The organism is Enterobacter sp. BNK-29, from assembly GCF_048684785.1.
GTDB lineage: Bacteria > Pseudomonadota > Gammaproteobacteria > Enterobacterales > Enterobacteriaceae > Enterobacter > Enterobacter cloacae_M.
The window spans coordinates 955,537-979,420 of the sequence record NZ_JBLQTU010000001.1; the positions used below are offsets into that span (position 1 = coordinate 955,537).

Annotated in this window: 27 protein-coding genes; 8 read left to right on the top strand and 19 right to left on the bottom strand. The window is 55.8% G+C overall.

Going from position 1 to position 23,884, the window contains the following annotated elements; all coding sequences use genetic code 11:
* The first annotated feature begins 84 nt into the window (after positions 1 to 84).
* On the top strand, positions 85 to 1,635 hold the full coding sequence (mltF, locus tag ACMGGX_RS04395; protein ID WP_029741140.1) for a membrane-bound lytic murein transglycosylase MltF: 1,551 nt from the start codon (positions 85 to 87) through the stop codon (positions 1,633 to 1,635).
* Here the strand turns inward: mltF and tadA are convergent.
* The 4 genes from tadA to murQ are packed head-to-tail and all read right to left on the bottom strand — an operon-like array spanning position 1,523 to position 4,992.
* Positions 1,523 to 2,062 (bottom strand): tRNA adenosine(34) deaminase TadA, encoded by a 540-nt coding sequence (tadA, locus tag ACMGGX_RS04400; RefSeq protein ID WP_420298094.1) that lies wholly within the window; start codon positions 2,060 to 2,062, stop codon positions 1,523 to 1,525. The two genes, mltF and tadA, sit on opposite strands and share 113 nt — an antisense overlap.
* Before the next feature lie 24 nt (positions 2,063 to 2,086).
* Entirely contained in the window at positions 2,087 to 2,722 is a 636-nt protein-coding gene (gene yfhb, locus ACMGGX_RS04405; protein WP_039263757.1) for a phosphatidylglycerophosphatase C, read from the bottom strand.
* A gap of 3 nt (positions 2,723 to 2,725) precedes the next feature.
* Positions 2,726 to 4,087, bottom strand: coding sequence for a PTS transporter subunit EIIC (locus tag ACMGGX_RS04410; RefSeq protein ID WP_420298095.1), 1,362 nt, complete (start codon positions 4,085 to 4,087; stop codon positions 2,726 to 2,728).
* A gap of 11 nt (positions 4,088 to 4,098) precedes the next feature.
* Positions 4,099 to 4,992: an N-acetylmuramic acid 6-phosphate etherase gene (gene murQ, locus ACMGGX_RS04415; RefSeq protein ID WP_420298096.1), complete on the bottom strand. Its 894-nt coding sequence runs from the start codon at positions 4,990 to 4,992 to the stop codon at positions 4,099 to 4,101.
* Between the two features lie 117 nt (positions 4,993 to 5,109).
* On the opposite strand from murQ, the gene ACMGGX_RS04420 reads away from it, so the two are divergent.
* Both ACMGGX_RS04420 and ACMGGX_RS04425 read left to right on the top strand, forming a co-directional pair.
* Positions 5,110 to 5,958 (top strand): MurR/RpiR family transcriptional regulator, encoded by an 849-nt coding sequence (locus ACMGGX_RS04420; RefSeq protein WP_023333056.1) that lies wholly within the window; start codon positions 5,110 to 5,112, stop codon positions 5,956 to 5,958.
* 46 nt (positions 5,959 to 6,004) lie between these two features.
* Positions 6,005 to 6,265, top strand: coding sequence for a YfhL family 4Fe-4S dicluster ferredoxin (locus tag ACMGGX_RS04425; RefSeq protein ID WP_008502177.1), 261 nt, complete (start codon positions 6,005 to 6,007; stop codon positions 6,263 to 6,265).
* Here the strand turns inward: ACMGGX_RS04425 and acpS are convergent.
* The 12 genes from acpS to rseD form a co-directional block, all read right to left on the bottom strand.
* Complete coding sequence (gene acpS / locus ACMGGX_RS04430; RefSeq protein ID WP_023294331.1) at positions 6,262 to 6,642, bottom strand: holo-ACP synthase; 381 nt, start codon at positions 6,640 to 6,642, stop codon at positions 6,262 to 6,264. The two genes, ACMGGX_RS04425 and acpS, sit on opposite strands and share 4 nt — an antisense overlap.
* Positions 6,642 to 7,373 carry a pyridoxine 5'-phosphate synthase gene (pdxJ, locus tag ACMGGX_RS04435; protein WP_032659491.1) on the bottom strand — a complete coding sequence of 244 codons (732 nt, stop codon included), beginning with the start codon at positions 7,371 to 7,373 and terminating at the stop codon, positions 6,642 to 6,644. Before pdxJ ends, acpS begins: the two co-directional genes overlap by 1 nt.
* Positions 7,374 to 7,448: 75 nt before the next feature.
* Entirely contained in the window at positions 7,449 to 8,156 is a 708-nt protein-coding gene (gene recO / locus ACMGGX_RS04440) for a DNA repair protein RecO (protein ID WP_063440921.1), read from the bottom strand.
* Between the two features lie 17 nt (positions 8,157 to 8,173).
* Entirely contained in the window at positions 8,174 to 9,079 is a 906-nt protein-coding gene (gene era / locus ACMGGX_RS04445) for a GTPase Era (RefSeq protein WP_023308847.1), read from the bottom strand.
* Positions 9,076 to 9,756, bottom strand: coding sequence for a ribonuclease III (gene rnc / locus ACMGGX_RS04450; protein ID WP_003860711.1), 681 nt, complete (start codon positions 9,754 to 9,756; stop codon positions 9,076 to 9,078). The genes era and rnc overlap by 4 nt, the downstream gene beginning before the upstream one ends.
* A 222-nt stretch (positions 9,757 to 9,978) precedes the next feature.
* The gene (gene lepB / locus ACMGGX_RS04455) at positions 9,979 to 10,953 is read right to left on the bottom strand and encodes a signal peptidase I (RefSeq protein WP_023308848.1); all 975 of its coding nucleotides are present in this window, start codon (positions 10,951 to 10,953) and stop codon (positions 9,979 to 9,981) included.
* Positions 10,954 to 10,968: 15 nt separating this feature from the next.
* Positions 10,969 to 12,768, bottom strand: coding sequence for a translation elongation factor 4 (gene lepA / locus ACMGGX_RS04460; protein ID WP_181593683.1), 1,800 nt, complete (start codon positions 12,766 to 12,768; stop codon positions 10,969 to 10,971).
* A gap of 185 nt (positions 12,769 to 12,953) precedes the next feature.
* Positions 12,954 to 13,430: a SoxR-reducing system protein RseC gene (gene rseC, locus ACMGGX_RS04465; protein WP_023308850.1), complete on the bottom strand. Its 477-nt coding sequence runs from the start codon at positions 13,428 to 13,430 to the stop codon at positions 12,954 to 12,956.
* On the bottom strand, positions 13,427 to 14,380 hold the full coding sequence (rseB, locus tag ACMGGX_RS04470) for a sigma-E factor regulatory protein RseB (protein ID WP_023308851.1): 954 nt from the start codon (positions 14,378 to 14,380) through the stop codon (positions 13,427 to 13,429). Before rseB ends, rseC begins: the two co-directional genes overlap by 4 nt.
* Positions 14,380 to 15,030 carry an anti-sigma-E factor RseA gene (gene rseA, locus ACMGGX_RS04475; RefSeq protein WP_008502186.1) on the bottom strand — a complete coding sequence of 217 codons (651 nt, stop codon included), beginning with the start codon at positions 15,028 to 15,030 and terminating at the stop codon, positions 14,380 to 14,382. Before rseA ends, rseB begins: the two co-directional genes overlap by 1 nt.
* Before the next feature lie 31 nt (positions 15,031 to 15,061).
* Entirely contained in the window at positions 15,062 to 15,637 is a 576-nt protein-coding gene (gene rpoE / locus ACMGGX_RS04480) for an RNA polymerase sigma factor RpoE (protein WP_006176728.1), read from the bottom strand.
* Positions 15,634 to 15,720, bottom strand: coding sequence for a rpoE leader peptide RseD (gene rseD, locus ACMGGX_RS04485; protein ID WP_223537823.1), 87 nt, complete (start codon positions 15,718 to 15,720; stop codon positions 15,634 to 15,636). The genes rpoE and rseD overlap by 4 nt, the downstream gene beginning before the upstream one ends.
* Before the next feature lie 339 nt (positions 15,721 to 16,059).
* Here rseD and nadB point away from each other — a divergent pair, with 339 nt between their 5' ends.
* On the top strand, positions 16,060 to 17,679 hold the full coding sequence (gene nadB / locus ACMGGX_RS04490; protein WP_063440919.1) for an L-aspartate oxidase: 1,620 nt from the start codon (positions 16,060 to 16,062) through the stop codon (positions 17,677 to 17,679).
* On the opposite strand, the gene trmN is transcribed toward nadB, so the two are convergent.
* Positions 17,664 to 18,401 carry a tRNA(1)(Val) (adenine(37)-N(6))-methyltransferase TrmN gene (gene trmN / locus ACMGGX_RS04495; RefSeq protein WP_181593684.1) on the bottom strand — a complete coding sequence of 246 codons (738 nt, stop codon included), beginning with the start codon at positions 18,399 to 18,401 and terminating at the stop codon, positions 17,664 to 17,666. The genes nadB and trmN overlap by 16 nt on opposite strands.
* Before the next feature lie 132 nt (positions 18,402 to 18,533).
* On the opposite strand from trmN, the gene srmB reads away from it, so the two are divergent.
* Positions 18,534 to 19,862: an ATP-dependent RNA helicase SrmB gene (gene srmB / locus ACMGGX_RS04500; RefSeq protein ID WP_023344704.1), complete on the top strand. Its 1,329-nt coding sequence runs from the start codon at positions 18,534 to 18,536 to the stop codon at positions 19,860 to 19,862.
* Positions 19,863 to 19,911: 49 nt separating this feature from the next.
* Here the strand turns inward: srmB and grcA are convergent, their stop codons facing one another.
* Positions 19,912 to 20,295: an autonomous glycyl radical cofactor GrcA gene (grcA, locus tag ACMGGX_RS04505; RefSeq protein ID WP_008502190.1), complete on the bottom strand. Its 384-nt coding sequence runs from the start codon at positions 20,293 to 20,295 to the stop codon at positions 19,912 to 19,914.
* 314 nt (positions 20,296 to 20,609) lie between these two features.
* On the opposite strand from grcA, the gene ung reads away from it, so the two are divergent.
* Complete coding sequence (gene ung / locus ACMGGX_RS04510) at positions 20,610 to 21,299, top strand: uracil-DNA glycosylase (RefSeq protein ID WP_420298097.1); 690 nt, start codon at positions 20,610 to 20,612, stop codon at positions 21,297 to 21,299.
* Between the two features lie 48 nt (positions 21,300 to 21,347).
* On the opposite strand, the gene ACMGGX_RS04515 is transcribed toward ung, so the two are convergent.
* Positions 21,348 to 22,478, bottom strand: coding sequence for a tRNA/rRNA methyltransferase (locus ACMGGX_RS04515; RefSeq protein WP_063439116.1), 1,131 nt, complete (start codon positions 22,476 to 22,478; stop codon positions 21,348 to 21,350).
* Between the two features lie 204 nt (positions 22,479 to 22,682).
* On the opposite strand from ACMGGX_RS04515, the gene trxC reads away from it, so the two are divergent.
* Entirely contained in the window at positions 22,683 to 23,102 is a 420-nt protein-coding gene (trxC, locus tag ACMGGX_RS04520) for a thioredoxin TrxC (protein WP_023308858.1), read from the top strand.
* A 69-nt stretch (positions 23,103 to 23,171) separates the two neighbouring features.
* Positions 23,172 to 23,870 carry a tRNA-uridine aminocarboxypropyltransferase gene (gene tapT / locus ACMGGX_RS04525; protein WP_348561642.1) on the top strand — a complete coding sequence of 233 codons (699 nt, stop codon included), beginning with the start codon at positions 23,172 to 23,174 and terminating at the stop codon, positions 23,868 to 23,870.
* Positions 23,871 to 23,884 lie beyond the last annotated feature (14 nt).

Sequence of the window (23,884 nt, forward strand, 5' to 3'; positions counted from 1 at the left end):
AAATGCCGCTCATTCAATGGCAAACCTTATGATTAACATGGCTACAGCAGACTGAGGCAACCGGCGTCGCAGAGAATTAACTAATTGAAAAAATTAAAGATTAATTATCTGCTCATCGGCATTGTAACGTTGCTGCTGGCAGTGGCCCTCTGGCCTTCCATCCCCTGGTTCGGCAAAGCCGAAAACCGTATCGCCGCCATTCAGGAGCGGGGGGAATTGCGCGTCAGTACCCTCAACTCCCCGCTGATTTACAGCGACGTCAACGGCAAAATCATTGGCCTGGATTATGAACTGGCACAACAGTTCGCCGATTATCTTGGCGTGAAGCTTAAAATCACCGTCCGCCAGAATATCAACGAGCTGTTTGACGACCTCGATAACGACGATGCCGATATGCTCGCCGCCGGGCTGGTGTATAACAGCGAGCGCAGCAAGAACTACCAGCCAGGCCCGACCTACTACTCCGTTTCTCAGCAGCTGGTTTACCGCGTCGGGAGCCTGCGCCCGCGCTCGCTGGCGTCAATTAACGATCGGCAGCTGACGATTGCGCCCGGCCACGTGGTGATTGACGATCTGCGTGAGCTCAAGGAGAAGAAATATCCCGACCTGAGCTGGACGGTGGATCCGAAACTCGGCACGACGGAGCTGCTGGAGCAGGTAAAAGATCAGAAGGTGCCCTACACCATCGCCGATTCGGTCGCGATCAGCCTGTTCCAGCGGGTGCATCCTGAAATCGCCGTGGCGCTGGACGTCACCGACGAGCAGCCCGTGACCTGGTTTAGCCAGCTTGATGACGATCAGACCTTCTCTGCCGCGATGCTTGATTTCTTCAACACCATCAATGAAGACGGTACCCTGGCGCGTCTGGAGGAGAAGTACCTCGGGCACGGCGACGACTTTGACTACGTTGACACCCGCAGCTTCCTGCGCGCGGTAGACAGCGTCCTGCCGGACCTGCAGCCGTTGTTCGAAAAATACGCCCAGGAGATTGACTGGAAACTGCTGGCGGCTATTTCGTATCAGGAATCCCACTGGGATACCCAGGCCACGTCGCCCACGGGCGTACGCGGTTTGATGATGTTAACCAAAAATACCGCGCTGAGCCTGGGCGTGAACGATCGTACCGATGCCGAACAGAGCATCAGCGGCGGCGCGCGCTATCTGCAGGATATGATGGCCAAAGTACCAGAAACGGTGCCGGAAGAAGAGCGGATCTGGTTTGCGCTGGCGGCCTACAATATGGGCTACGCGCATATGCTTGATGCGCGAGCGTTGACGGCCAAAACGAAAGGTAACCCGGACAGCTGGTCAGACGTCAAGCAGCGCCTGCCGCTGCTGAGCCAGAAGCCATGGTATAACAAGCTGACATACGGCTACGCGCGCGGACATGAAGCCTACGCCTACGTGGAAAATATCCGTAAATATCAGATTAGCCTGGTCGGGTATCTGCTGGAGAAAGAGAAAGAGGCGACGGAGGCCAAACAGCTGGCTCAAAGCTACCCGGTCGTGGCGCCGGACGAGCTTAATCGTCCGACAGCTTCAATACTGCCTTTTGCTGCTTTTTCTGCTGACGGCGCATTCGAAAGAAATCGCTTAATAGCCCCGAACACTCTGGTGCAAGCACCCCACCGATAGTCTTCACCTGGTGGTTCATACCCGGGTGACCCAGCACGTCCATCAGCGAACCGGCCGCACCGGTTTTTTCATCCCGCGCCCCGAAAACCAACGTCCCGATCCGGCTGTGCACCATCGCGCCGGAGCACATCACGCACGGCTCCAGCGTCACATACAGCGTGGTATCAAGCAGACGATAGTTTTGCAGCACCAGACCGCCCTGGCGAAGCGCCATAATTTCGGCATGCGCAGTAGGATCGTGGCGACCAATAGGCCGGTTCCACCCTTCGCCAATCACCTGATTGTTATGAACCAGCACCGCGCCCACGGGCACTTCGCCCTCTTCCCAGGCGCGTTGAGCCAGCGTCAGCGCGTGGCGCATCCAGTATTCATGATTGTGTTCAGGGTTGGACAAAGGCTGATACTCCAGTCGAAAAGCGGGCGGCATTATACACGCCAGTTTTAGAGAAGACTATTCGAGTTGCTGAAGTTCGCCTGATGGCGTGACGCGCCAGCGGTGCTGGCAAAAATAGAGCAGCGGATTGTCCTGCTTGCTGTCGCTGTAGCCGCTGTACAGGCGCAGCGGCGTACCGATGCGTTTTTCCAGCTGGACCACTTTTTCATGCCCCAGGCAGCGCAGGGTTAGCACCCAGCCGCCGTAGCCGCGGGCAATTTGCGTGGCGATAAGATTCACGCGCGGAAGCCAGGGGGTATCAAAGTAGACCTGCTCCACCAGCGTCTGCGGGGAGCCGGTAATCAGCCAGATGTCGGCATCGTTCGCGTCGAGGTAGCTGGTCAGGCGCGCCTGCACCACCGGAAAGGCGGCGACGTGGCCGCGAAACCAGTGCGCAAAATCCTTTTCGAGCTGCTTGAGCCGCGCTTCGCTGTGCCCAAAGGTACATCCCCACAGCAGCAGACTCATCGGCCACCGCGCCGCACGGCCTTTGACCAGCAGCGCGATCCCGATAACCGGTAAGAGCGGCAGCACGAGCAGCGCATTCAAAGGCTGACGCCGCAGCAGGTAACGCATAAACGTGCCAAACATATCCTGCTGATGCAGCGTTCCATCCAGGTCGAAAAAGACAACGCGACGCGCGTGATTTGCCAAACCTTACTCCTCTGGGTCGTTGAATCCTAATAGCCAGGTAAACAGGAACCCGGCGATCACCGCTACTAAATAGCCTAACAGATAGAGCATCACTTTTCCGGTCACGATGGTTAATGCCAGCGGTAAACCGGAAAGCCCAAAGGTGATCACGGTAGCGACTTTCCAGTAGCTGATCAGCGCCCCGCCTACCGCACCGCCCAGACAGGCGGCGAGAAACGGTTTACCCAGCGGCAGCGTAACGCCGAAAATCAGCGGCTCGCCGATGCCGAGCAGTCCGACCGGGAGCGCGCCTTTAATCATTTTTTTCAGACGCGCGTTGCGGGTTTTCATCAGTACGGCAATCGCCGCGCCGACCTGCCCCACGCCCGCCATCGACAGGATAGGCAGCAGCGCGTTATAGCCGTGCGCCTGTACAAGCTCGACGTGGATCGGCACCAGCCCCTGGTGCAGGCCGGTCAGCACCAGCGGCAGGAAGGTACCGGAAAGCACAGCGCCCACCAGCAGCCCGCCTCGGTCGATAGCCAGAGACGCACCGTGAGCGATGGCTTCAGAGATCCATCCGCCTAGCGGCTGGAGGGCCACAATCGCTACGCTACCGGTAATCAGCGTGGTCAACAGCGGGTTGAGAATCAGCTCGATCGAGCCAGGCAGAACCGCGCGCAGCCTTTTCTCGATCCAGCACATCAGGATGACAACCAGCAGCACGGCGATTACCCCACCGCGGCCCGGCTGGAGCGCCTCACCAAACAGCGTTATTTGCGCCAGCTGCGGGCTGGACAAGATGCCCGCCATTACTCCGCCCATCGCCAGCGATCCGCCAAACACCTTCGCAGTATTCACTCCGACCAGAATGTTCATAATGGCGAAAACAGCGCTGCCGAAGATCCCCAGAATCCCCAGCAGGTTCGGATAGTGCGTGGCGAAATCCCCCACAATATCCGGTCGCTTGAGAATATTGATGATCCCGGTGATCAGGCCGGAGGCAATAAACGCCGGGATCAGCGGAATAAAGACGTTTGCCAGCTGACGCAGCGCATCGCTCATGGGGGCTTTGTATTTGGCCTTTGCCTGCGCCCTGGTGCGCTCCGCATCGTCCATCGACGCGCTCGCGCTAACGCCCATCAGCGCGCGCATGGCATCAACAACCTGCGCCGCTTTCCCCGGCCCGACGATCAGCTGGTGCTGCTGCCCTTGTTTCACGTAGCCGCTGACGCCCGAGAGTTGCTTCAGGCGCGGCAAGTCGAGCTGCTCGTCGTTATGCACCTCGACGCGCACGCGAGTCATGCAGTTTTCGAGACGCTGAATATTTTTTTCCCCACCGATCCCCTGCAGGATATCGCTGGCGAGCGCTGCTGTTTTGTCCATAGACGCCTCTGTTAGTTTTCTAATGCCGCCCGTAAGAAGCCGTTATGCGCAGCGAGTTTGGCTCTCGCGGCCGCCGCATCCAGCCCGCTCAAGATCATCAGAATGGCCGGTTTAACATCGTGATCGGTCTGCTTGAGTACCGCTTCTGCCTCTTCACTGCCTGCGCCTGTCGCCTCCATCACCATACGGCAGGCTCTGTCCACCAGCTTGACGTTGGTGGCCTGCATATCCACCATCAGGTTCTGATACACCTTGCCGAACTTCACCATCGCGCCGGTGGAGATCATATTGAGCACCAGCTTTTGCGCGGTCCCGGATTTCAGACGCGTGGAGCCGGTGAGCGCTTCCGGCCCGACAACCGGAGAGATAGCAATAGCGGCCACCTGCGCAATCGGGGAGCCCGGATTACAGGAGATGGCGACCGTCGTGCAGCCCGTCCGGTTGGCGTATTCCAGCCCGCCAATGACGTACGGGGTGCGCCCGGATGCCGCCAGCCCGACCACCAGATCCTTCGCGGTCAGATTCAGATCCTTCAGGTCATCCTCGCCCAGCTGTGCATTGTCTTCCGCTCCCTCAACGGCTTTCAGCAGCGCGCCGGGTCCACCGGCAATCAGCCCAACGACCAGACCGTGCGGCACCCCAAAGGTTGGCGGACATTCTGACGCATCCAGAACCCCAAGACGCCCGCTGGTGCCCGCCCCCATGTAAATAATGCGACCGCCGGCCTTGAGGGCTTCCGCCGCCGCATCGACAGCTTTCGCCACCTCGGGTAATGTCTCTTTCACAGCCTGCGCGACCAGCGTATCCTGTTGATTAAAGCGGTTAACCAGCTCAAGGGTGGAGAGCGCATCCAGATCCATGGTTTGTGGGTTACGCGTTTCAGAAACAAGTGAGCCAAGATTCATTTTTGTACCTCAAGAATTTTTAATTCATAATAATCACACTATAATGGAATATAAAATTCATTCAGGCGAGCAAAATTCGTATTTGCGCAGATAATCACATTTTCGCCAGGAGACCGTATGAACTGTTTAATTCGCATTCGCCAGCGCTATGCCGGCTTTGCCCAAAGCGACAAGAAGCTGGCGGATTTTCTGCTTTCTCAACCCGATCGCGCTCGCCACCTTAGCTCGCAGCAGCTGGCGAGTGAAGCTGGCGTGAGCCAGTCCAGCGTGGTGAAGTTTGCCCAGAAGATTGGCTTTAAGGGGTTCCCCGCCCTCAAGCTGGCGATCAGCGAAGCGCTGGTGAGCAACCCCAACCCGCAGTCAATGCCGGTGCATAATCAGATCCGCGGCGATGACCCGATGCGGCTGGTTGGCGAAAAGCTGATCAAAGAGAACGTGGCGGCTATGCACGCGACGCTCGACGTGAATACGGAAGAGAAGCTGCTGGAGAGCGTGGCGATGCTGCGCGGCGCGCGGCGCATCATCCTGACCGGTATTGGCGCGTCCGGACTTGTGGCGCGTAACTTCGGCTGGAAGCTGACGAAAATTGGGCTTAACGCCATCGTCGAGCAGGATATGCACGCCCTGCTGGCGACCGTACAGGCGATGGATCCTGACGATCTGCTGCTGGCCATCTCTTACTCCGGCGAGCGCCGTGAAATCAATATGGCAACCGATGAAGCCCTGCGCGTCGGCGGTAAAATTCTGGCGATCACCGGTTTTACGCCGAATGCCCTGCAGCAGCGGGCCACGCGCTGTTTATATACCATTGCCGAAGAGCAGGCCACGCGCAGCGCGGCTATCTCGTCCACCAGCGCGCAAATGATGCTGACGGACCTGCTGTTTATGGCGCTGGTGCAACAGGATCTGGAGCGCGCGCCCGAACGCATTCGTCACAGCGAAGAACTGGTAAAGAAACTGGTTTGACGCGTATAATGCCCGCCCGGTTTGTGTTGTTTCTGAGAATTTCCTGATGGCGCTGTTAATTACCAAAAAATGCATTAATTGCGATATGTGCGAGCCCGAATGCCCGAACCAGGCGATTTCGATGGGCGACAGCATTTATGAGATTAACAGCGACCGCTGCACGGAATGCATCGGCCACTATGAAACGCCGACCTGTCAGAAAGTGTGCCCGATCCCGAATACCATCCTGAAGGATCCGGCCCACGTTGAGAGCGAAGAGCAGCTATGGGATAAGTTTGTCCTGATGCATCACGCGGACAAACTTTAACTTTCGATGATCACCGTCGCGCTGGCATAGTGACGTTCATCCGCGATCGTCACGTGCATATGATTCACCCCCAGCTTTTCCGCCAGCTTTTGCGCTTCTCCCCACAGACGCAGGCTCGGTTTGCCCAGCTCATCGTTAAACACTTCGAACTGATTAAACGCCAGGCCGTTACGAATGCCGGTCCCGAAGGCTTTGGCCGCCGCCTCTTTTACCGCAAAGCGCTTTGCCAGAAAACGCACCGGCTGCTGATGCGCTTCCCAGATGGCCCACTCGTTATCGCTCAGCACGCGTCTTGCGAGGCGATCGCCGCTACGGGCGATCACCGCTTCAATACGGGCTATTTCAACGATATCGGTGCCTAAGCCCAGAATGGCCATTACTGACGCGCTTCCTGCATCAGGCGTTTCATTTCTGAAACCGCCTCTTTCAGGCCGCTCATTACCGCGCGGCCAATGATGGCGTGGCCGATGTTCAGCTCGTGCATTTCCGGCAGAGCGGCAATGGCCTTCACGTTATGGTAGGTCAGGCCGTGACCGGCGTTAACCTTCAGTCCCAGGCTTGAAGCATACGTGGCCGCTTTGGCAATACGCTCCAGCTCTTTGGCCTGTTCGGCATCATTTTTGGCATCGGCATAGCAGCCGGTGTGGATTTCGATATACGGTGCGCCCACGTCGGCCGCCGCTTTAATCTGGGCGAAATCGGCGTCGATAAACAGAGAAACCAGGATACCGGCATCCGCCAGGCGCTTGCAGGCATCGCGCATTTTGTCGAGCTGCCCGGCCACATCCAGACCGCCTTCGGTGGTTACTTCCTGGCGTTTTTCCGGCACCAGGCAGCAGAAGTGCGGCTGGGTCTCGCAGGCAATGGCCAGCATCTCTTCGGTGACCGCCATCTCCAGATTCATACGGGTGTCCAGCGTCTGACGCAGAATGCGCACGTCGCGATCGGTGATATGGCGACGGTCTTCACGCAGGTGAACGGTAATGCCGTCGGCGCCAGCCTGTTCAGCGATAAACGCCGCCTGAACCGGATCGGGATACGCCGTGCCGCGCGCATTACGCAGCGTGGCGATGTGGTCGATGTTGACGCCTAACAGTAATTCAGCCATGACAATCCTCGGTATTTTGGTTCATTTCTCTTCCCCCTCTCCCTCCGGGAGAGGGCTGGGGTGAGGGGTAAAACGTTAACGTTTCGGCACAAACTGCCTGAATAATTCGCGGCTCTTTAAGGGCTTGCCGCCAAGATACGGCTTGAGGGCAATCCGGGTAAAGCGTTTTGCTGCGCGCAGGGTGTCCAGATCGGGAAACTCGCGCTCGTATAGCGCCCGGAGCTGGCGCCCGGTAAAGGTGCTGTTGTCTATCACGATACTGGCAATGAAGCCTTTTTCTTCGCGGTAGCGGTAGGTCATGGTGTCTTCTATCTCGTCACCGCTGCCCGCGCAGTGCAGAAAATCTACGCCGTATCCGAGGTGGCCCAGCAGCGCCAGCTCAAAACGACGCAAAGCGGGTTCGGGCGTGCCGGTTGCGCCAGCCAGCGCCTGGATACAGTGCAGATAATCGAAGAAAAGTTCAGAGAAGCGGGTCTCATGTTCAAGAACGCGTGAGATGAGTTCGTTGACATACAGACCGCTGTAGAGCGTGATGCCGGAAAGAGGAAGCGCCAGGGAAACGGCTTCGGCACTGCGCAGGGTTTTCACGTCCCCTCGCCCACCGAAGCGAACCAGCAGCGGCGTGAAAGGCTGTAGGGCGCCTTTCAGATTAGAACGTTTGGAACGTGCGCCTTTCGCAACAAGGCGCACGCGGCCCGACTCTTCCGTGAAGACGTCCAGCATGAGGCTGGTTTCGCTCCAGGGACGACTATGCAGGACAAAGGCGCGCTGCCATCCATCCATAGGCTCGTCGTCTTAAGTTACTGGTCTTCGCCGTAACCGAGGCTGCGCAGAGCACGCTCATCATCGGCCCAGCCAGATTTCACTTTCACCCACAGTTCGAGGTGAACCGGCGCTTCGAACATCTCCATCATGTCCTTACGGGCTTCAATGCCGATGGTTTTGATCTTGGCCCCTTTGTTGCCGATCACCATCTTCTTCTGCCCTTCGCGCTCAACGAGGATCAGGCCGTTGATATCGTAGCCACCGCGCTCGTTGGTCTGGAAACGCTCGATCTCTACCGTTACGGAGTAAGGCAGTTCAGCGCCCAGGAAACGCATCAGCTTTTCACGGATGATTTCAGACGCCATAAAGCGCTGAGAGCGATCGGTGATGTAGTCTTCCGGGAAGTGATGAATTGCTTCCGGCAGATGCTTACGCACGATGCCCGCGATGGTATCAACGTTAAGGCCGGTCTCAGCAGACAGCGGAACGATGTCGAGGAAGTTCATCTGGCTACCGAGCCACTGCAGATGCGGCAGCAGGTCGGCCTTTTCCTGCACGTTATCAACTTTGTTGACCGCGAGGATGACCGGCGTTTTGCCGTCACGCAGCTTGTTCAGCACCATCTCGTCGTCCGGCGTCCAGCGGGTGCCTTCCACAACGAAAATCACCAGCTCTACGTCGCCGATCGAGCTGCTCGCCGCCTTGTTCATCAGGCGGTTGATGGCGCGCTTCTCTTCCATGTGCAGGCCCGGGGTATCGACGTAGATCGCCTGATACGCGCCTTCAGTATGGATGCCGACGATGCGGTGACGCGTGGTCTGCGCCTTACGCGAGGTGATTGAAATCTTCTGCCCAAGCAGATTATTCAGCAGGGTGGATTTGCCAACGTTCGGACGTCCGACGATGGCAATAAATCCGCAATAGGTTTTATCTTCGCTCATTCCAGCTCCAGCATTTTTAACGCCTGTTCGGCGGCAGCCTGTTCAGCCTTACGACGGCTTGAACCTGTGCCCACCACCGGTTCACTCAGGCCACTGACCTGGCAATGGATGGTAAATTCCTGATCGTGCGCTTCGCCACGCACCTGTACCACCAGATAAGACGGCAGCGGCAGATGACGACCCTGCAAATATTCCTGCAGACGCGTTTTCGGATCTTTTTGTTTATCGCCCGGGCTGATTTCGTCCAGACGGGTCTGATACCAGTTCAGGATCAGCTTTTCTACGGTCTGGATATCGCTGTCCAGGAACACACCACCAATTAATGCTTCGACCGTATCGGCAAGAATAGATTCACGACGGAAGCCGCCGCTTTTCAGTTCACCCGGTCCAAGACGCAGACATTCGCCCAGTTCAAACTCGCGCGCGATTTCCGCAAGGGTATTACCCCTAACCAGCGTGGCACGCATGCGGCTCATATCACCCTCGTCCACACGCGGGAAACGGTGATAAAGCGCATTCGCAATCACGAAACTTAAAATAGAGTCGCCTAAAAACTCGAGACGCTCATTATGTTTGCTGCTGGCACTGCGGTGGGTTAATGCCTGTTGCAACAACTCCTGATGATGAAAAGTGTAGCCCAGCTTCCGTTGAAGCCGATTAATTACGATGGGGTTCATGCGATACCAATAAATGAATGCGTCAAAAATGCAGCACACGAAACCGACCTGAGAAAACCAACGCGGTTTCGTGTGCCGTGGCACCCTTGCAGGGCCAACCTTAAACTTCGGGGGAATATTCTATACACAACGACAGGGGATGTCGTTAGTTCGAAGAGATTTATCGTGGAAATAATTCACGTAGCCGCTAATTAAAGCGGCTACGCGTTCATTTATTGAGAATTAATGGATTCCGCCGATACGATTCAGGCGTACACCGGTCGGCCATTCGCCTTCCTGCTTCTCAAAACTCATCCAGATGGCGGTGGCTTTTCCGACCAGATTCGCTTCCGGCACAAAGCCCCAGTAACGGCTGTCCGCAGAGTTATCGCGGTTGTCACCCATCATGAAGTAATGTCCTGGCGGTACAATCCAGCTCGCCAGCTGCTGGCCCGGCTGGCGATAGTACATACCCAGCTGATCCTGCGCGATTGGCACAGTGAGGATTCGGTGCGTCACATCGCCCAGCGTCTCTTTGCGCTCAACCAGACGGATGCCGTCCTCTTTGGTTTCACCTTTCGGTACCTGGAAGAATCCGCTGGTCGCTTCACCGCCGTTACGACGGGCAAAGGTCTGCACAAAATCACTTGGCTCAACGTTTGAGTAAGTGATTGGCAGCGCGTTTTCACATGCGGTACCGGAGCTGCAGCCCGGCTGAACGGTGACTTCTTTCGCAACCGGATCGTAAGTCACTTTATCACCCGGCAGACCTACCGCGCGCTTGATGTAGTCCAGGCGCGGATCTTCCGGATATTTGAACACCACGATGTCGCCACGTTTCGGATGACCGGTTTCGATCAGCGTCTTTTGGTAAATAGGATCTTTAATGCCGTAGGCAAACTTCTCTACCAGAATAAAATCACCAATCAGCAGCGTTGGCATCATTGAACCTGATGGGATTTGGAACGGCTCGTAAATAAACGAACGTACCACCAGCACAATTGCCAGCACCGGAAATACCGAGGCACCCGTTTCCAGCCAGCCCGGTTTCGGGCCCACTTTCTTCAGGGTTTTCGCGTCAATCCCATCTCCAGTGGCTGCCTGAGCGGCAGCCTGACGTTCACGACGTTTTGGGGCGAAGATAAACTTATCCAGACACCACAGCAGACCTGTCACCAGGGTAGCAATGACCAGGATCAGGGCAAACATGTTCGCCATGCCAACTCCTTAGGGTTATTTGCCGTCTTTACCAACATGAAGGATGGCAAGGAATGCTTCCTGCGGCAGCTCGACGTTACCGACCTGCTTCATACGCTTCTTACCTTCTTTCTGCTTCTGCAGCAGCTTTTTCTTACGGCTGACGTCACCGCCATAGCACTTCGCCAGAACGTTTTTACGCAGCTGTTTCACGGTTGAACGCGCGATAATGTGGTTGCCAATCGCCGCCTGAATCGCGATATCAAACTGCTGACGCGGGATCAGGTCTTTCATCTTCTCAACCAGCTCGCGGCCACGGTATGGCGCATTGTCGTTGTGGGTGATCAGCGCCAGCGCATCCACGCGCTCGCCGTTGATCAGCACGTCCACACGCACCATGTTGGAAGCCTGGAAGCGTTTGAAGTTGTAATCCAGTGACGCATAGCCACGGGAGGTCGACTTCAGACGGTCGAAGAAGTCGAGTACCACTTCCGCCATCGGGATCTCATAGGTCAGCGCCACCTGGTTACCGTGGTAAACCATGTTGGTCTGCACGCCACGCTTCTCAATACACAGCGTAATGACGTTACCCAGGAATTCCTGCGGCAGCAGCATGTGACACTCTGCGATAGGCTCACGCAGCTCCTGAATGTTGTTCAGCGGCGGCAGCTTGGACGGGCTATCGACATAGATCACTTCTTTCGAAGTGGTTTCAACTTCATAGACTACGGTCGGCGCCGTGGTGATCAGATCCAGATCGTATTCGCGCTCCAGACGCTCCTGAATGATCTCCATGTGCAGCAGACCGAGGAAGCCACAGCGGAAGCCGAAGCCCAGCGCCGTTGAGCTTTCTGGCTCGTAGAACAGGGAAGCATCGTTCAGGCTCAGTTTACCGAGCGCGTCACGGAAGTTTTCGTAGTCGTCAGAGCTGACCGGGAACAGACCCGCGTAAACCTGCGGTTTCACCTTTTTAAAGCCTGGCAGCGCTTTCTCTGCCGGGTTACGTGCGCCGGTCAGGGTATCGCCCACCGGCGCGCCGAGGATGTCTTTAATGGCGCAGACCAGCCAGCCTACCTCGCCGCATCTCAGCTCGGTACGGTCAACCTGTTTTGGCGTGAAGATGCCCAGACGGTCGGCGTTGTAGACCTGCCCGGTACTCATTACCTTGATTTTGTCGCCTTTACGCATGGTGCCATTTTTAATACGCACCAGAGAGACAACGCCCAGATAGTTATCGAACCAGGAGTCGATAATCAGCGCCTGTAGCGGGCCATCCGGATCGCCTTCCGGGGCCGGAATGTCACGTACCAGGCGTTCCAGCACGTCGGTCACGCCCACGCCGGTTTTCGCGGAGCAGCGCACGGCATCGGTCGCGTCAATGCCGACAATATCTTCAATCTCTTCCGCTACGCGCTCAGGATCGGCGGCTGGCAGGTCGATCTTGTTCAGAACCGGCACAACTTCGAGATCCATTTCCATCGCGGTGTAGCAGTTTGCCAGGGTCTGGGCTTCAACGCCCTGCCCGGCATCCACCACCAGCAGCGCGCCTTCACAGGCCGCGAGCGAGCGTGAAACCTCATAGGAGAAGTCAACGTGGCCTGGGGTATCGATAAAGTTCAGTTGATAGGTTTCACCATCAGCCGCTTTGTAATCAAGCGTAACGCTCTGCGCTTTAATGGTGATACCGCGTTCGCGTTCCAGGTCCATGGAGTCCAGAACCTGGGCTTCCATTTCACGATCAGACAGGCCACCGCAAATCTGGATAATACGGTCAGACAGCGTCGACTTACCGTGGTCAATGTGAGCAATGATCGAAAAGTTACGTATGTTCTTCATATAGTTAAATAATTATGCCTTACGAATTCCTGGAGGCCGCTGTTCTTAGCCTGACGTTTTTCAGTGCGAAAACGCAGCATTCTACACTACATCCTCGCTACCTGGAAATGCACTTAGAAGCAGGTATAGCGTGAAGAAAGGCCGTTTTCTGTTTTAGGGCGTAAAAAATGATAAAGCCCGATGGATCACCGGGCCTCAGAAGAGAGCGTTTCAACACGAAGCTGGTCTGGCGCCAGCCCAACGCTGAGAATGACAGGCTGCCACTCTTCGCGTGCGGCGAGCGTCGGAGAGAGCCCTTTGGCAAGCCAGAATCCCCCCACGCCACCCAATGCGGCACCGCACATAGCGGCCACATCGGTACCAAACAGCATCTGAAACAGGCCGCCCATGATAAACAGGCCGACCAGCGGAGAGAGATACACCAGCATAGCGGAGCTGAGCAGGCTGCCTTCGGCGATGCCCAGTTCCACCTTCTGCCCCGCCATCAGCGGCTGTTCGCTTGGCACAGAAATCGTGTGTGATGTTTGTGGCCCAAGCTTATTCAGCACGCGGCTGCCGCAGCCAGCGCGGGATGCGCAGCTATTACATGAGGCTTTAACATCGCAGCTCACCAGCGCAATGCCGTTCTGCCAGGAGACAACCGTCGCCCACTCTTTGATCATTGTGCAGCCCTGAATTTAATGCTGTCGGAGATGCGCTTCGCCGTCTGCGGAGGGAGTTCTCCCACAATGGTGATTTCTGCGTTATCGCGTACCGTTGTACTCACCGTACGGCGCCCGGTACGCAGCATTTGTTCAGCGCTGTTTGCCGTTGCGCGATTGATATTCACCGAGAAGCTGAACAAACCATCCGAATAGAGGCGCGATTCTACCGGCGTTTCAATCGTTGGCAGCTGACGACGGCTGCTGGACACTTCGCTAAACCCTTGCGGAATCCAGGCAGGTACCCAGTTGAAATTAACGGAATCCCCGGCAGGAACAGAAAGCAGCGGCGGCAGGCTGGCCTTAGCCAGATTCTGCATGCTGTTGCCAACCTGATTGTTCACGCTGAAGGAGATAACCCGGAACTGTTCCAGCGTTTCACCGTCACGGTCGAGCAGGTCAACACGCATGGGGAGTTTGGTTTCGGCATCAATCCAGACGATATAGCTGTAGCGCGTTCCGTCCCGGGCAACAACGCGAATTACCTCGCACAGTCTGTCCGCGATGCGGGTACGCCCTACCGAAATAAAATCGTAGTAAGGGGCAAGCCGTTTGAAGTCGGTGTAAATGAGTGACGGCAGAGAATCAACGATATAGTCGCCATTCAGCGTGAAAGGCTCCAGGCCTGGCTCGAAATAGCTGATTTCGTTACCACGCTGGACCACTTCCCGACGCGGGCCATCCATCTGTAAAAGCTGGGCGAGCGGCTGGTTATCAAGACGGGCATGACGATAGCGTAACGACTCGACGCCCTGCTTATTGATGCTGATAAATGCCAACTCATAATTGAGTGACTGGCTGGCCAGATTCATTTGCTGCAACAACGCCCCGGATGAAACATCAGCCGAGGCGTTGGCAGAGAAGAACAGGCTACCCGCCATCAGAGACATGGCGAACCAAAGTTGCTTCATTACTGCGATTGCGTTCCTAAAGTTTGGTTTCCGGGCACCTGCACAGCAGCTTGCTGTGTCTGCGCCTGCTCAAACTGAAGCTGTTCAGAGTGCAGACGACGCTGCAACTCGTAATCCTGCAACATCGCATTAATGCGACGGCGCTGCTCCTGAACCTGCTGTTGCTGACCGCCGCTGGCGGATGCATCAGCCGGTACGCCCAGGCTTACCGGGCTGGCTTTGCCCATCATCGGCAGTGTGTTAAACACTGGCGCTTCTGGCTGCTGATTAGTTTCAGACTGAGTATTATAGTGCTGGACGCCAACAATAACTGCAAGCGATACGCATGCAGCCACACCCATTTGGGTAAGCTGGCTGGCCCACGGACGCACCTTTTGCCAGAACGGCATTTTCTGCCACTGGTGAGGCGCGGGTTGAGCTTCAGGAATCAGCGGAGTGGTCTGATGAACAGGCTCATTCTCAATCGCCGCCATGACGCGGGCTGAGATATCGAAATGGAGAACCTCGCCGGTGTCACCGCGAAGGGTGTCACGGATGAGATGGTAACTCTCCCAGGTCTCTTGCATTTCGGGTGAATGAGACAGCTCGTTGAGCAGCTCACTATCCACCGTTTCACCATCCATTAAAGCGGAAAGTTTTTCTTTCTGCATGCCTAATACCTTTTCCAGTATCCCGCTATCGTCAACGCCTGATAAGCGGTTGAACTTTATTATCAATAGCTTCTCGCGCACGGAAAATTCGTGAACGTACCGTGCCGACCGGACAATCCATGATAGCGGCTATCTCTTCATAGCTCAGACCATCCAGCTCCCGTAACGTAATTGCCATACGTAAATCTTCCGGGAGCGACTCGATCGTGCGAAAAACGATTTGTCTCAGTTCTTCTGACAACATTAAGTTCTCAGGGTTCGAAATTTCTTTCAAAGCGCCGCCGCTTTCGAAGTTTTCGGCGTCGATTGCGTCCACATCACTTGAAGGCGGACGACGGCCCTGAGCGACCAGATAATTCTTTGCCGTATTGACCGCAATACGGTACAGCCAGGTATAAAAAGCACTATCTCCCCGGAAAGAATCCAGCGCGCGATAGGCCTTAATAAAAGACTCTTGCACCACATCAGGCACATCGCCTGACGGTACATAGCGGGAAACCAGGCTCGCCACCTTATGCTGGTAGCGGACCACCAGTAGGTTAAAGGCTTTCTGATCTCCCTTCTGGACCCGTTCAACCAGGACCTGGTCCGTTAACTGCTCGCTCATCCGAGGTAATGTCTCCCCAAACCTAAATTCCACGCGTTATCGAAACGCCACTCTAAAATACCGCACTTTGAGCAAGCACCAATTAGAGTGTCTGATCTTCAATAAGTTCCGTAACGCCTTTGTTTTTGTTCATCGCGCCGCAGACCGTTCATTTTCTCTCATTATAAGTCTGATCACGATACGCACCACTTTCTGACAAGAAACATCTTTTTCCCGCCAGAAGAGTAACGCAACACAGGCTTTATTTCACCACAAAATCTGACGCTAACGATCTGCTTCGCAAAATAATTTCACTCATTTACCCTCCGTTTACCTCCGCTTACGCGTTTAGCCATTGCGACAGCCTCTAAAAAAATACGTGCGATATATCGCATTCAGGTGCTATTCTGCCCCAACACTGTTTAGTAAATTAAACAACAATCATGAACACAACATCTGAACTCCATTGTGATGTACTGATCATCGGTAGCGGCGCTGCCGGTCTCTCTCTGGCGCTGCGCCTGGCCGAGCATCAAAACGTTATCGTTCTGAGTAAAGGACCGATAAGTGAAGGTTCCACGTTTTATGCCCAGGGTGGCATTGCCGCCGTGTTTGATGAGACAGACAGCATTGCGTCTCACGTCGAAGATACGCTCATTGCCGGGGCAGGGATCGTGGATGCACACGCCGCAGAGTTTGTCGCCAGCAATGCCCGTCACTGCGTTCAGTGGCTCATCGACCAGGGCGTCCTGTTCGATACTCAGGTTCAACCCAACGGTGAAGAGAGCTACCACCTGACTCGCGAAGGCGGCCATAGCCACCGCCGCATCCTGCACGCAGCGGATGCCACCGGAAAAGAAGTGGAAACCACGCTGGTCAGCAAAGCGCTGAACCATCCTAATATTCGGGTTCTCGAGCGAAGCAATGCCGTTGATCTGATTATCTCTGACAAGATTGGCCTGCCCGGCACGCGCCGCGTGGTGGGCGCCTGGGTCTGGAACCGCAATAAAGAGAAAGTGGAGACCTGTCAGGCGAAGGCTGTGGTGCTGGCGACGGGCGGTGCCTCCAAGGTGTATCAGTACACCACGAACCCGGACATAGCCTCCGGCGACGGTATCGCGATGGCCTGGCGCGCTGGCTGCCGGGTGGCGAACCTCGAGTTTAATCAGTTTCACCCCACCGCCCTGTTCCATCCCCAGGCGCGCAACTTCCTGCTGACGGAAGCCCTGCGCGGTGAAGGCGCGTATCTGAAACGCCCTGACGGCTCCCGTTTTATGCCCGACTTTGACGCCCGGGGCGAACTGGCCCCGCGTGACATCGTTGCCCGCGCCATCGATCATGAAATGAAGCGTCTTGGCGTGGACTGCATGTATCTCGATATCAGCCATAAGCCAGCAGAGTTCATTCGCCAGCATTTCCCGATGATTTACGAGAAGCTGCTCAACCTTGGCATTGATTTAACGCGCGATCCTGTGCCCATTGTGCCAGCGGCCCACTATACCTGCGGTGGCGTGATGGTTGACGATCATGGACGTACTGACGTAGACGGTCTGTATGCTATCGGTGAGGTCAGCTATACCGGACTTCACGGCGCGAACCGTATGGCCTCTAACTCGCTGCTTGAGTGTCTGGTGTACGGCTGGTCAGCGGCGGAAGACATCACGAAGCGCATGCCTTACGCCCGCGAGACAGAGCACCTGCCAGCCTGGGATGAAAGCCGCGTGGATAATCCGGACGAGCTGGTCGTGATCCAGCATAACTGGCATGAGCTACGGCTATTTATGTGGGACTACGTGGGGATTGTGCGCACCACGAAACGCCTGGAACGCGCCTTGCGCCGCATCACCATGCTGCAGCAGGAAATTGATGAGTACTATGCCAATTTCCGCGTATCCAATAACCTGCTGGAGCTGCGCAATCTGGTGCAGGTGGCCGAGCTGATTGTCCGCTGCGCGATGATGCGTAAAGAGAGCCGCGGGCTGCACTATACCCTGGACTACCCGGATCAGCTTGCTGAGTCCGGCCCGTCGATACTCGCCCCGCAGGTTTACATAAACAGATAAAACGCCTGGGTCAGAGCAGTGTAATCTTCGGAATAACGCTGGTCTGGCCCACGGATCACCATCCGGTCATTAAAGCATTCACCCTCTTTTGGCGAGAGCGCCAGCAGCACGCGGTGCGGCAGTCGTCCTTCCGTATCCGAAATATCGGTACGCAGACGTAACGTCCAGCCGATCTCCTGCGCGATGCCGATAAACGTGTTGCCGGTACTCTCAGGCAGGACCACACAGAAAAAACCTTCTTCGGAGATGAGTTCTGCCGCACAGGTGAGCAGCGCTTTATGATCGAGGGAGCCGGTATAACGCGCCTGTTCACGCTCGGGTGTCCCGCACTCAACGCCGGGTTCGTAGTAGGGAGGGTTGCTGACGATCAGATCGTAACGCGCGGTTTGTTCAGGCGCCCAGGCGAGCACATCTGCGCATTCCACTTTCATTCGGGCTGCCCAGGGAGATTCGGCCATATTGTCACTCGCCTGCTCTGCGGCCTGCGCGTCAAGTTCGACGGCATCAATGATGACATGTTCTTCCGTACGCTGCGCCAGCATCAGCGCCACCAGCCCGCTGCCGGTACCGATATCAAGAATACGCTTAACGCCTGCGACAGGCGCCCACGCTCCCAGTAAAATACCGTCTGTACCGACCTTCATAGCACAGCGATCGTGAGCGACAAAAAATTGTTTAAACGTAAAACCATCGCGGCGCAGCTGCGCTTTGAGTTGAGACATGTCAGGGCAACCTTCTAAGTGAAACTGGAGTAGCATAGGGGAAAGCGAAGTGGCCGAAAAGCGATATCCATACAAACAGATGAAGATTACAGCCGTAACGTCTATAATCAGCGCCCCACACAGAGGTAGAACATGACTGTAACGACTTTTTCCGAACTTGAACTCGATGAAAGCCTGCTCAATGCACTTGAGAGCAAAGGCTTTACACGCCCGACCGCCATTCAGGCAGCGGCCATTCCGCCTGCGCTTGAGGGCCGCGATGTGCTCGGTTCTGCGCCAACCGGCACGGGGAAGACAGCAGCCTATTTGCTGCCTGTGTTGCAGCATCTGCTCGACTTTCCGCGTAAAAAATCTGGCCCGCCGCGTATTTTAATCCTGACGCCTACGCGCGAACTGGCAATGCAGGTTGCCGATCACGCGCGTGAACTCGCGGCAAATACTCATCTGGATATCGCTACCATCACCGGCGGCGTTGCGTACATGAACCACGCCGAAGTGTTCAGCGAAAACCAGGACATCGTCGTTGCTACGACGGGCCGCCTGCTGCAGTACATTAAAGAAGAGAACTTCGACTGCCGCGCGGTTGAAACGCTGATCCTCGACGAAGCCGACCGCATGCTGGACATGGGCTTCGCACAGGATATCGAGCACATTGCAGGGGAAACGCGCTGGCGTAACCAGACGATGCTGTTCTCTGCCACCCTCGAAGGGGAAGCGATCAAAGACTTCGCAGAGCGTCTGCTGGAAGATCCGGTGGAAGTCTCGGCGACGCCGTCCACCCGAGAGCGTAAGAAGATCCACCAGTGGTACTACCGCGCGGATAACCTTGAGCACAAGGTTGAATTGCTGAAACACCTGCTCAAACAGGAAGATGCTCTGCGCACAATCGTATTTGTGCGCAAGCGTGAGCGTGTGCACGAGCTGGCTGAGATGCTGCGTAACGCCGGGATCAACAACTGCTATCTTGAAGGCGAGATGGCGCAGATCAAGCGTACCGAAGGGATTAAGCGTCTGACCGATGGTCGCGTTAACGTGCTGGTTGCAACTGACGTTGCCGCTCGCGGGATCGACATCCCGGACGTCAGCCACGTCATTAACTTCGATATGCCGCGCAGCGGAGATACCTACCTGCACCGTATTGGCCGTACCGGCCGCGCGGGCCGCAAAGGGATTGCGATTTCACTGGTCGAAGCGCATGACTACCTGCTGCTGCAGAAAATTGGCCGCTATGTTGATGAGCCGCTGAAAGCGCGCGTTATTGATGGCCTGCGTCCAACCACGCGTGCGCCGAGTGAAAAAATGACGGGTAAACCGTCCAAGAAAGCGCTCGCAAAACGTGCTGAGAGAAAAGAGAAAGAAAAAGAGAAACCGCGCGTGAAGCAGCGCCACCGCGATACCAAAAATATTGGTAAGCGCCGTAAGCCAAGCTCTGCCGCACCTGAGACGAAAACTGAAGAGTAAAAAAAGCCGGGGATTTCCCCGGCTTTTTTATTCCCCCCTGCTGAAGCCGTTACAGGCTTTCAGTAAAGGTACGGGCGATTACGTCGCGCTGCTGTTCTGGAGTCAGTGAGTTAAAGCGAACCGCATAGCCGGACACGCGGATAGTCAGCTGCGGGTATTTTTCAGGGTGCTCAACCGCGTCCATCAGCGTTTCGCGGCGCAGTACGTTTACGTTCAGGTGCTGACCACCTTCCACGCGCACTTCCGGTTTCACTTCCATTGGAATTTCACGGTACTCGATTTCGCCCAGTTTGCTCACCGGCACGATTTCATCTTCAGCAAAACCCGCTTTCGCAACGACACAGCGCGCTTCGTTTTTCTCGCTGTCCAGCAGCCAGAAAGAGTTGAGCAGATCGTCATTTGCAGCTTTAGTAATCTGGATACCTGTAATCATGTGTTGCCTCCCTTAGGCTACATTAACTGATGTCGGCCTCTCGCGGCCAATTGGTAAAACCATTGTTTCTTGTGTGTATATATATCATTCACACCCCGGTGATTTATTGATTTAAATCAACAAAAACACCAACCACATAAAGAGTGTGGTTTGAATTTATTGTTTCAGATCAATTTCGCAACCTTACCAATTCAACTTGCCCTGCATCTTTTCAAAATAAATTTAGCCACTTAGCGCACTTTTCAGCGTGTAATTTTGCTCACCGGGGTTAAACAGGTAAGCTAGTCACAGATTGAGATTCGCAGGAGAGCGAGATGACAACACCTTTAACCTGGCATGACGTGCTGGCAGAAGAAAAGCAGCAGCCTTATTTTATCAATACGCTCAGCACCGTTGCCGCCGAGCGTCAGTCCGGACAGACGATTTACCCGCCGCAGAAAGACGTGTTCAACGCCTTTCGCTACACCGAACTGAGCGATGTGAAAGTGGTCATTCTGGGTCAGGATCCCTATCACGGCCCCGGGCAGGCGCATGGGCTGGCGTTTTCCGTTCGTCCGGGTGTGGCGATCCCCCCTTCTCTGCTCAACATGTATAAAGAGCTTGAAGCAACCGTGCCCGGTTTTAACCGGCCAAACCACGGTTACCTGGAAAGCTGGGCGCGCCAGGGCGTGCTGTTGCTGAATACGGTGCTTACCGTACGAGCGGGTCAGGCGCACTCGCACGCCAGTCTGGGCTGGGAGACGTTTACCGATAAAGTCATCAGCCTTATCAACGAGCATCGTGAAGGGGTGGTGTTTTTACTGTGGGGTTCTCACGCGCAGAAGAAAGGGGCGATTATTGACCGTCAGCGTCATCACGTGCTGAAAGCACCGCACCCGTCACCGCTGTCTGCGCATCGCGGTTTCTTTGGCAGTAATCATTTTGTTCTGGCGAATGAATGGCTGGAAAAGCGTGGCGAAAAGACAATTGACTGGATGCCTGTATTACCGGCAGAGAGCGAGTAGTTTGAGTTTGTATGCCCGGTTCACCGGGCATACAAAAAGCACAATGGATTATGCCTTATTCTGGCGCCACCATTCGGCCAGCAGTACGCCGGTTGCAACGGATACGTTCAGACTTTCCACATTGCCTGTTCCGTCGATAGAGACGCTGAGATCCGCACTGGAGAGCGCCGCGTCAGACAGACCATCACGTTCCTGACCCAGCACCAGCACCATTTTGCGCGGCAGCGTCGCTTTAAACAGCGGCGTACCGGCATGGCTTGAGGTGGTCACGATGGAATAACCTGCTTTACGGAACTGCTCGAGGGCGTCCAGAACGCTGTCGCCGGTGATCGGCTGTACGTGCTCGGCTCCGCCTTCCGCAGTACGGATCGCGGCGCCGGATTCCAGCAGCGCGGCATCCTGCAACAGCACGCCTTTCACGCCAAAGTGCGCGCAGCTGCGCATCATTGCGCCCAGGTTGTGCGGGTTGCCCACATCTTCCAGCGCCAGCACGCAGTCATCGGCATCCGCCTGGCTGACCCACTGCTGTACGGTGGTGCCGTTACGCTTTTTGATCAGGAAGCAGACGCCGCCGTGGTGTTCAGTACCGGACGCTTTGGTCAGCTCGGCATCATCAACCACGTGGTAGGCTTTACGGTTCGCGGCCATCCAGCGCAGCGCTTCTTTGAAGCGCGGGGTCACGCTCTGGATAAACCAGGCGCGAACGATACACTCAGGACGGCTCAGGAACAGCGCCTGGCAGGCGTTCTCGCCGTACACGCGGGTCTCTTCCGCACGCTGACGGCGCAGCACTTCCGGATCGATAAAGCTTTTACCGCTGATACCGCCGTGATCGGCTTTTTCCGGCGTCTCATCGCCAGGGGCGCGAGAAACGGTGCGCCACGGAGAGGCGTTATCACGTGAGAAGTCATCACGCGGACGCTCGTCGCGTGGACGGTCACTGCGTGGGCGGTCGGAACGCGGACGGTCATCGCGTTTGCGATCGTCACGTTTGCGGTCATCACCGCGGTTATTTCTGTCATCGCGGGCGGGGCGACGGCCACCGTCTGCACGAGAAGACGCCGGACGCCCGCCACCTTTTCCGGTACGCGGATTTTGGGTGCGTTTATCAGAGTCATCATCACTGCGGACATACATCACTTTGACCTTGCCGCTTTTGTTTTTCATTTCGTCGTTCATGCTTTTCTCCACCAGCGCTGCGCGAAGCGCGCAGATTACCCGATGTGCCAGCGCATAGCCATAATTTCGTACAAAAGCCTGTGACTATTGTTCTCATTGAATAAAACGCATTGTTGTTTCAAACAGGCTCATTGATAATATGTAACATATTAGAAACATTATCGGCGTTGTGCCGCTGTCCCACGGCTCTATCAGAGGTTAGTTATGAATACCGTATGTGCCAACTGTCAGGCTCTTAATCGCATTCCGGACGATCGGATGGAAGATGGTGCGAAATGCGGACGTTGTGGCCATGAATTATTTGATGGCGATGTCATTAACGCGACGGGTGCTACGCTGGACAAACTCCTCAAGGACGATCTTCCTGTCGTAATCGATTTCTGGGCACCATGGTGCGGCCCATGCCGTAGCTTCGCGCCGATTTTCGAAGATGTGGCCGAAGAGCGCAGCGGAAAAATGCGGTTCGTTAAGGTCAATACCGAAGCCGAACCCGAACTGAGCGCACGTTTTCGTATTCGCAGCATCCCGACCATTATGATTTTCAAAAATGGCGAAGTGATCGATATGCTCAACGGCGCGGTTCCAAAAGCGCCTTTTGAAAGCTGGTTAAACGAGTCTCTGTAACATTCTCGGGGCACGTCTTGTGCCCCGCTCCCGCCTCTGCGAAAATAGCGTTTTTCCTGCATTTCGCCCATGACTGATAACGCCGTTCTTAAATTACGCGCCGAACGCCTTGCGCGCGCCACCCGACCGTTCCTCGCCCGAGGCAACCGTATTCGCCGCTGTCAGCGCTGCCTGCTGCCGCTGAAGGTTTGTCTGTGCGAGACGCTGGCACCGAGTACGGCACAAAGCCGTTTTTGTCTGGTCATGTTCGATACCGAGCCGATGAAACCCAGCAATACGGGGCGTCTTATCGCCGATATTTTGCCGAATACCGCTGCGTTTCAATGGTCCCGTACGGAGCCGCCTCAGGCCCTGCTTGATTTAGTTACAAACCCCGACTATCAGCCAATGGTGGTTTTTCCGGCGTCCTACGCGGGAGAACAGCGTCAGGTTCTTTCTGCGCCGCCGTCCGGTAAACCACCGCTGTTTATCATGCTGGACGGTACCTGGACCGAAGCGCGAAAAATGTTTCGCAAAAGCCCGTATCTCGACGCGCTGCCGGTGATTTCTGTCGATCTTTCCCGCGTCTCCGCCTACCGCCTGCGTGAAGCGCATGCTGACGGGCAATACTGCACCGCCGAAGTGGCGATTGCGCTTCTGGATTTAGCGGGAGATACCGCTGCGGCTGGGGCTCTGGGCAACCATTTCTCATGCTTCCGGGAGCGCTATCTGGCGGGAAAAACCGTTCATAAGGGCAGCGTCACAGCGCCCGAGCCAGAAAGCGTTTAAAATCATCAGGTCGC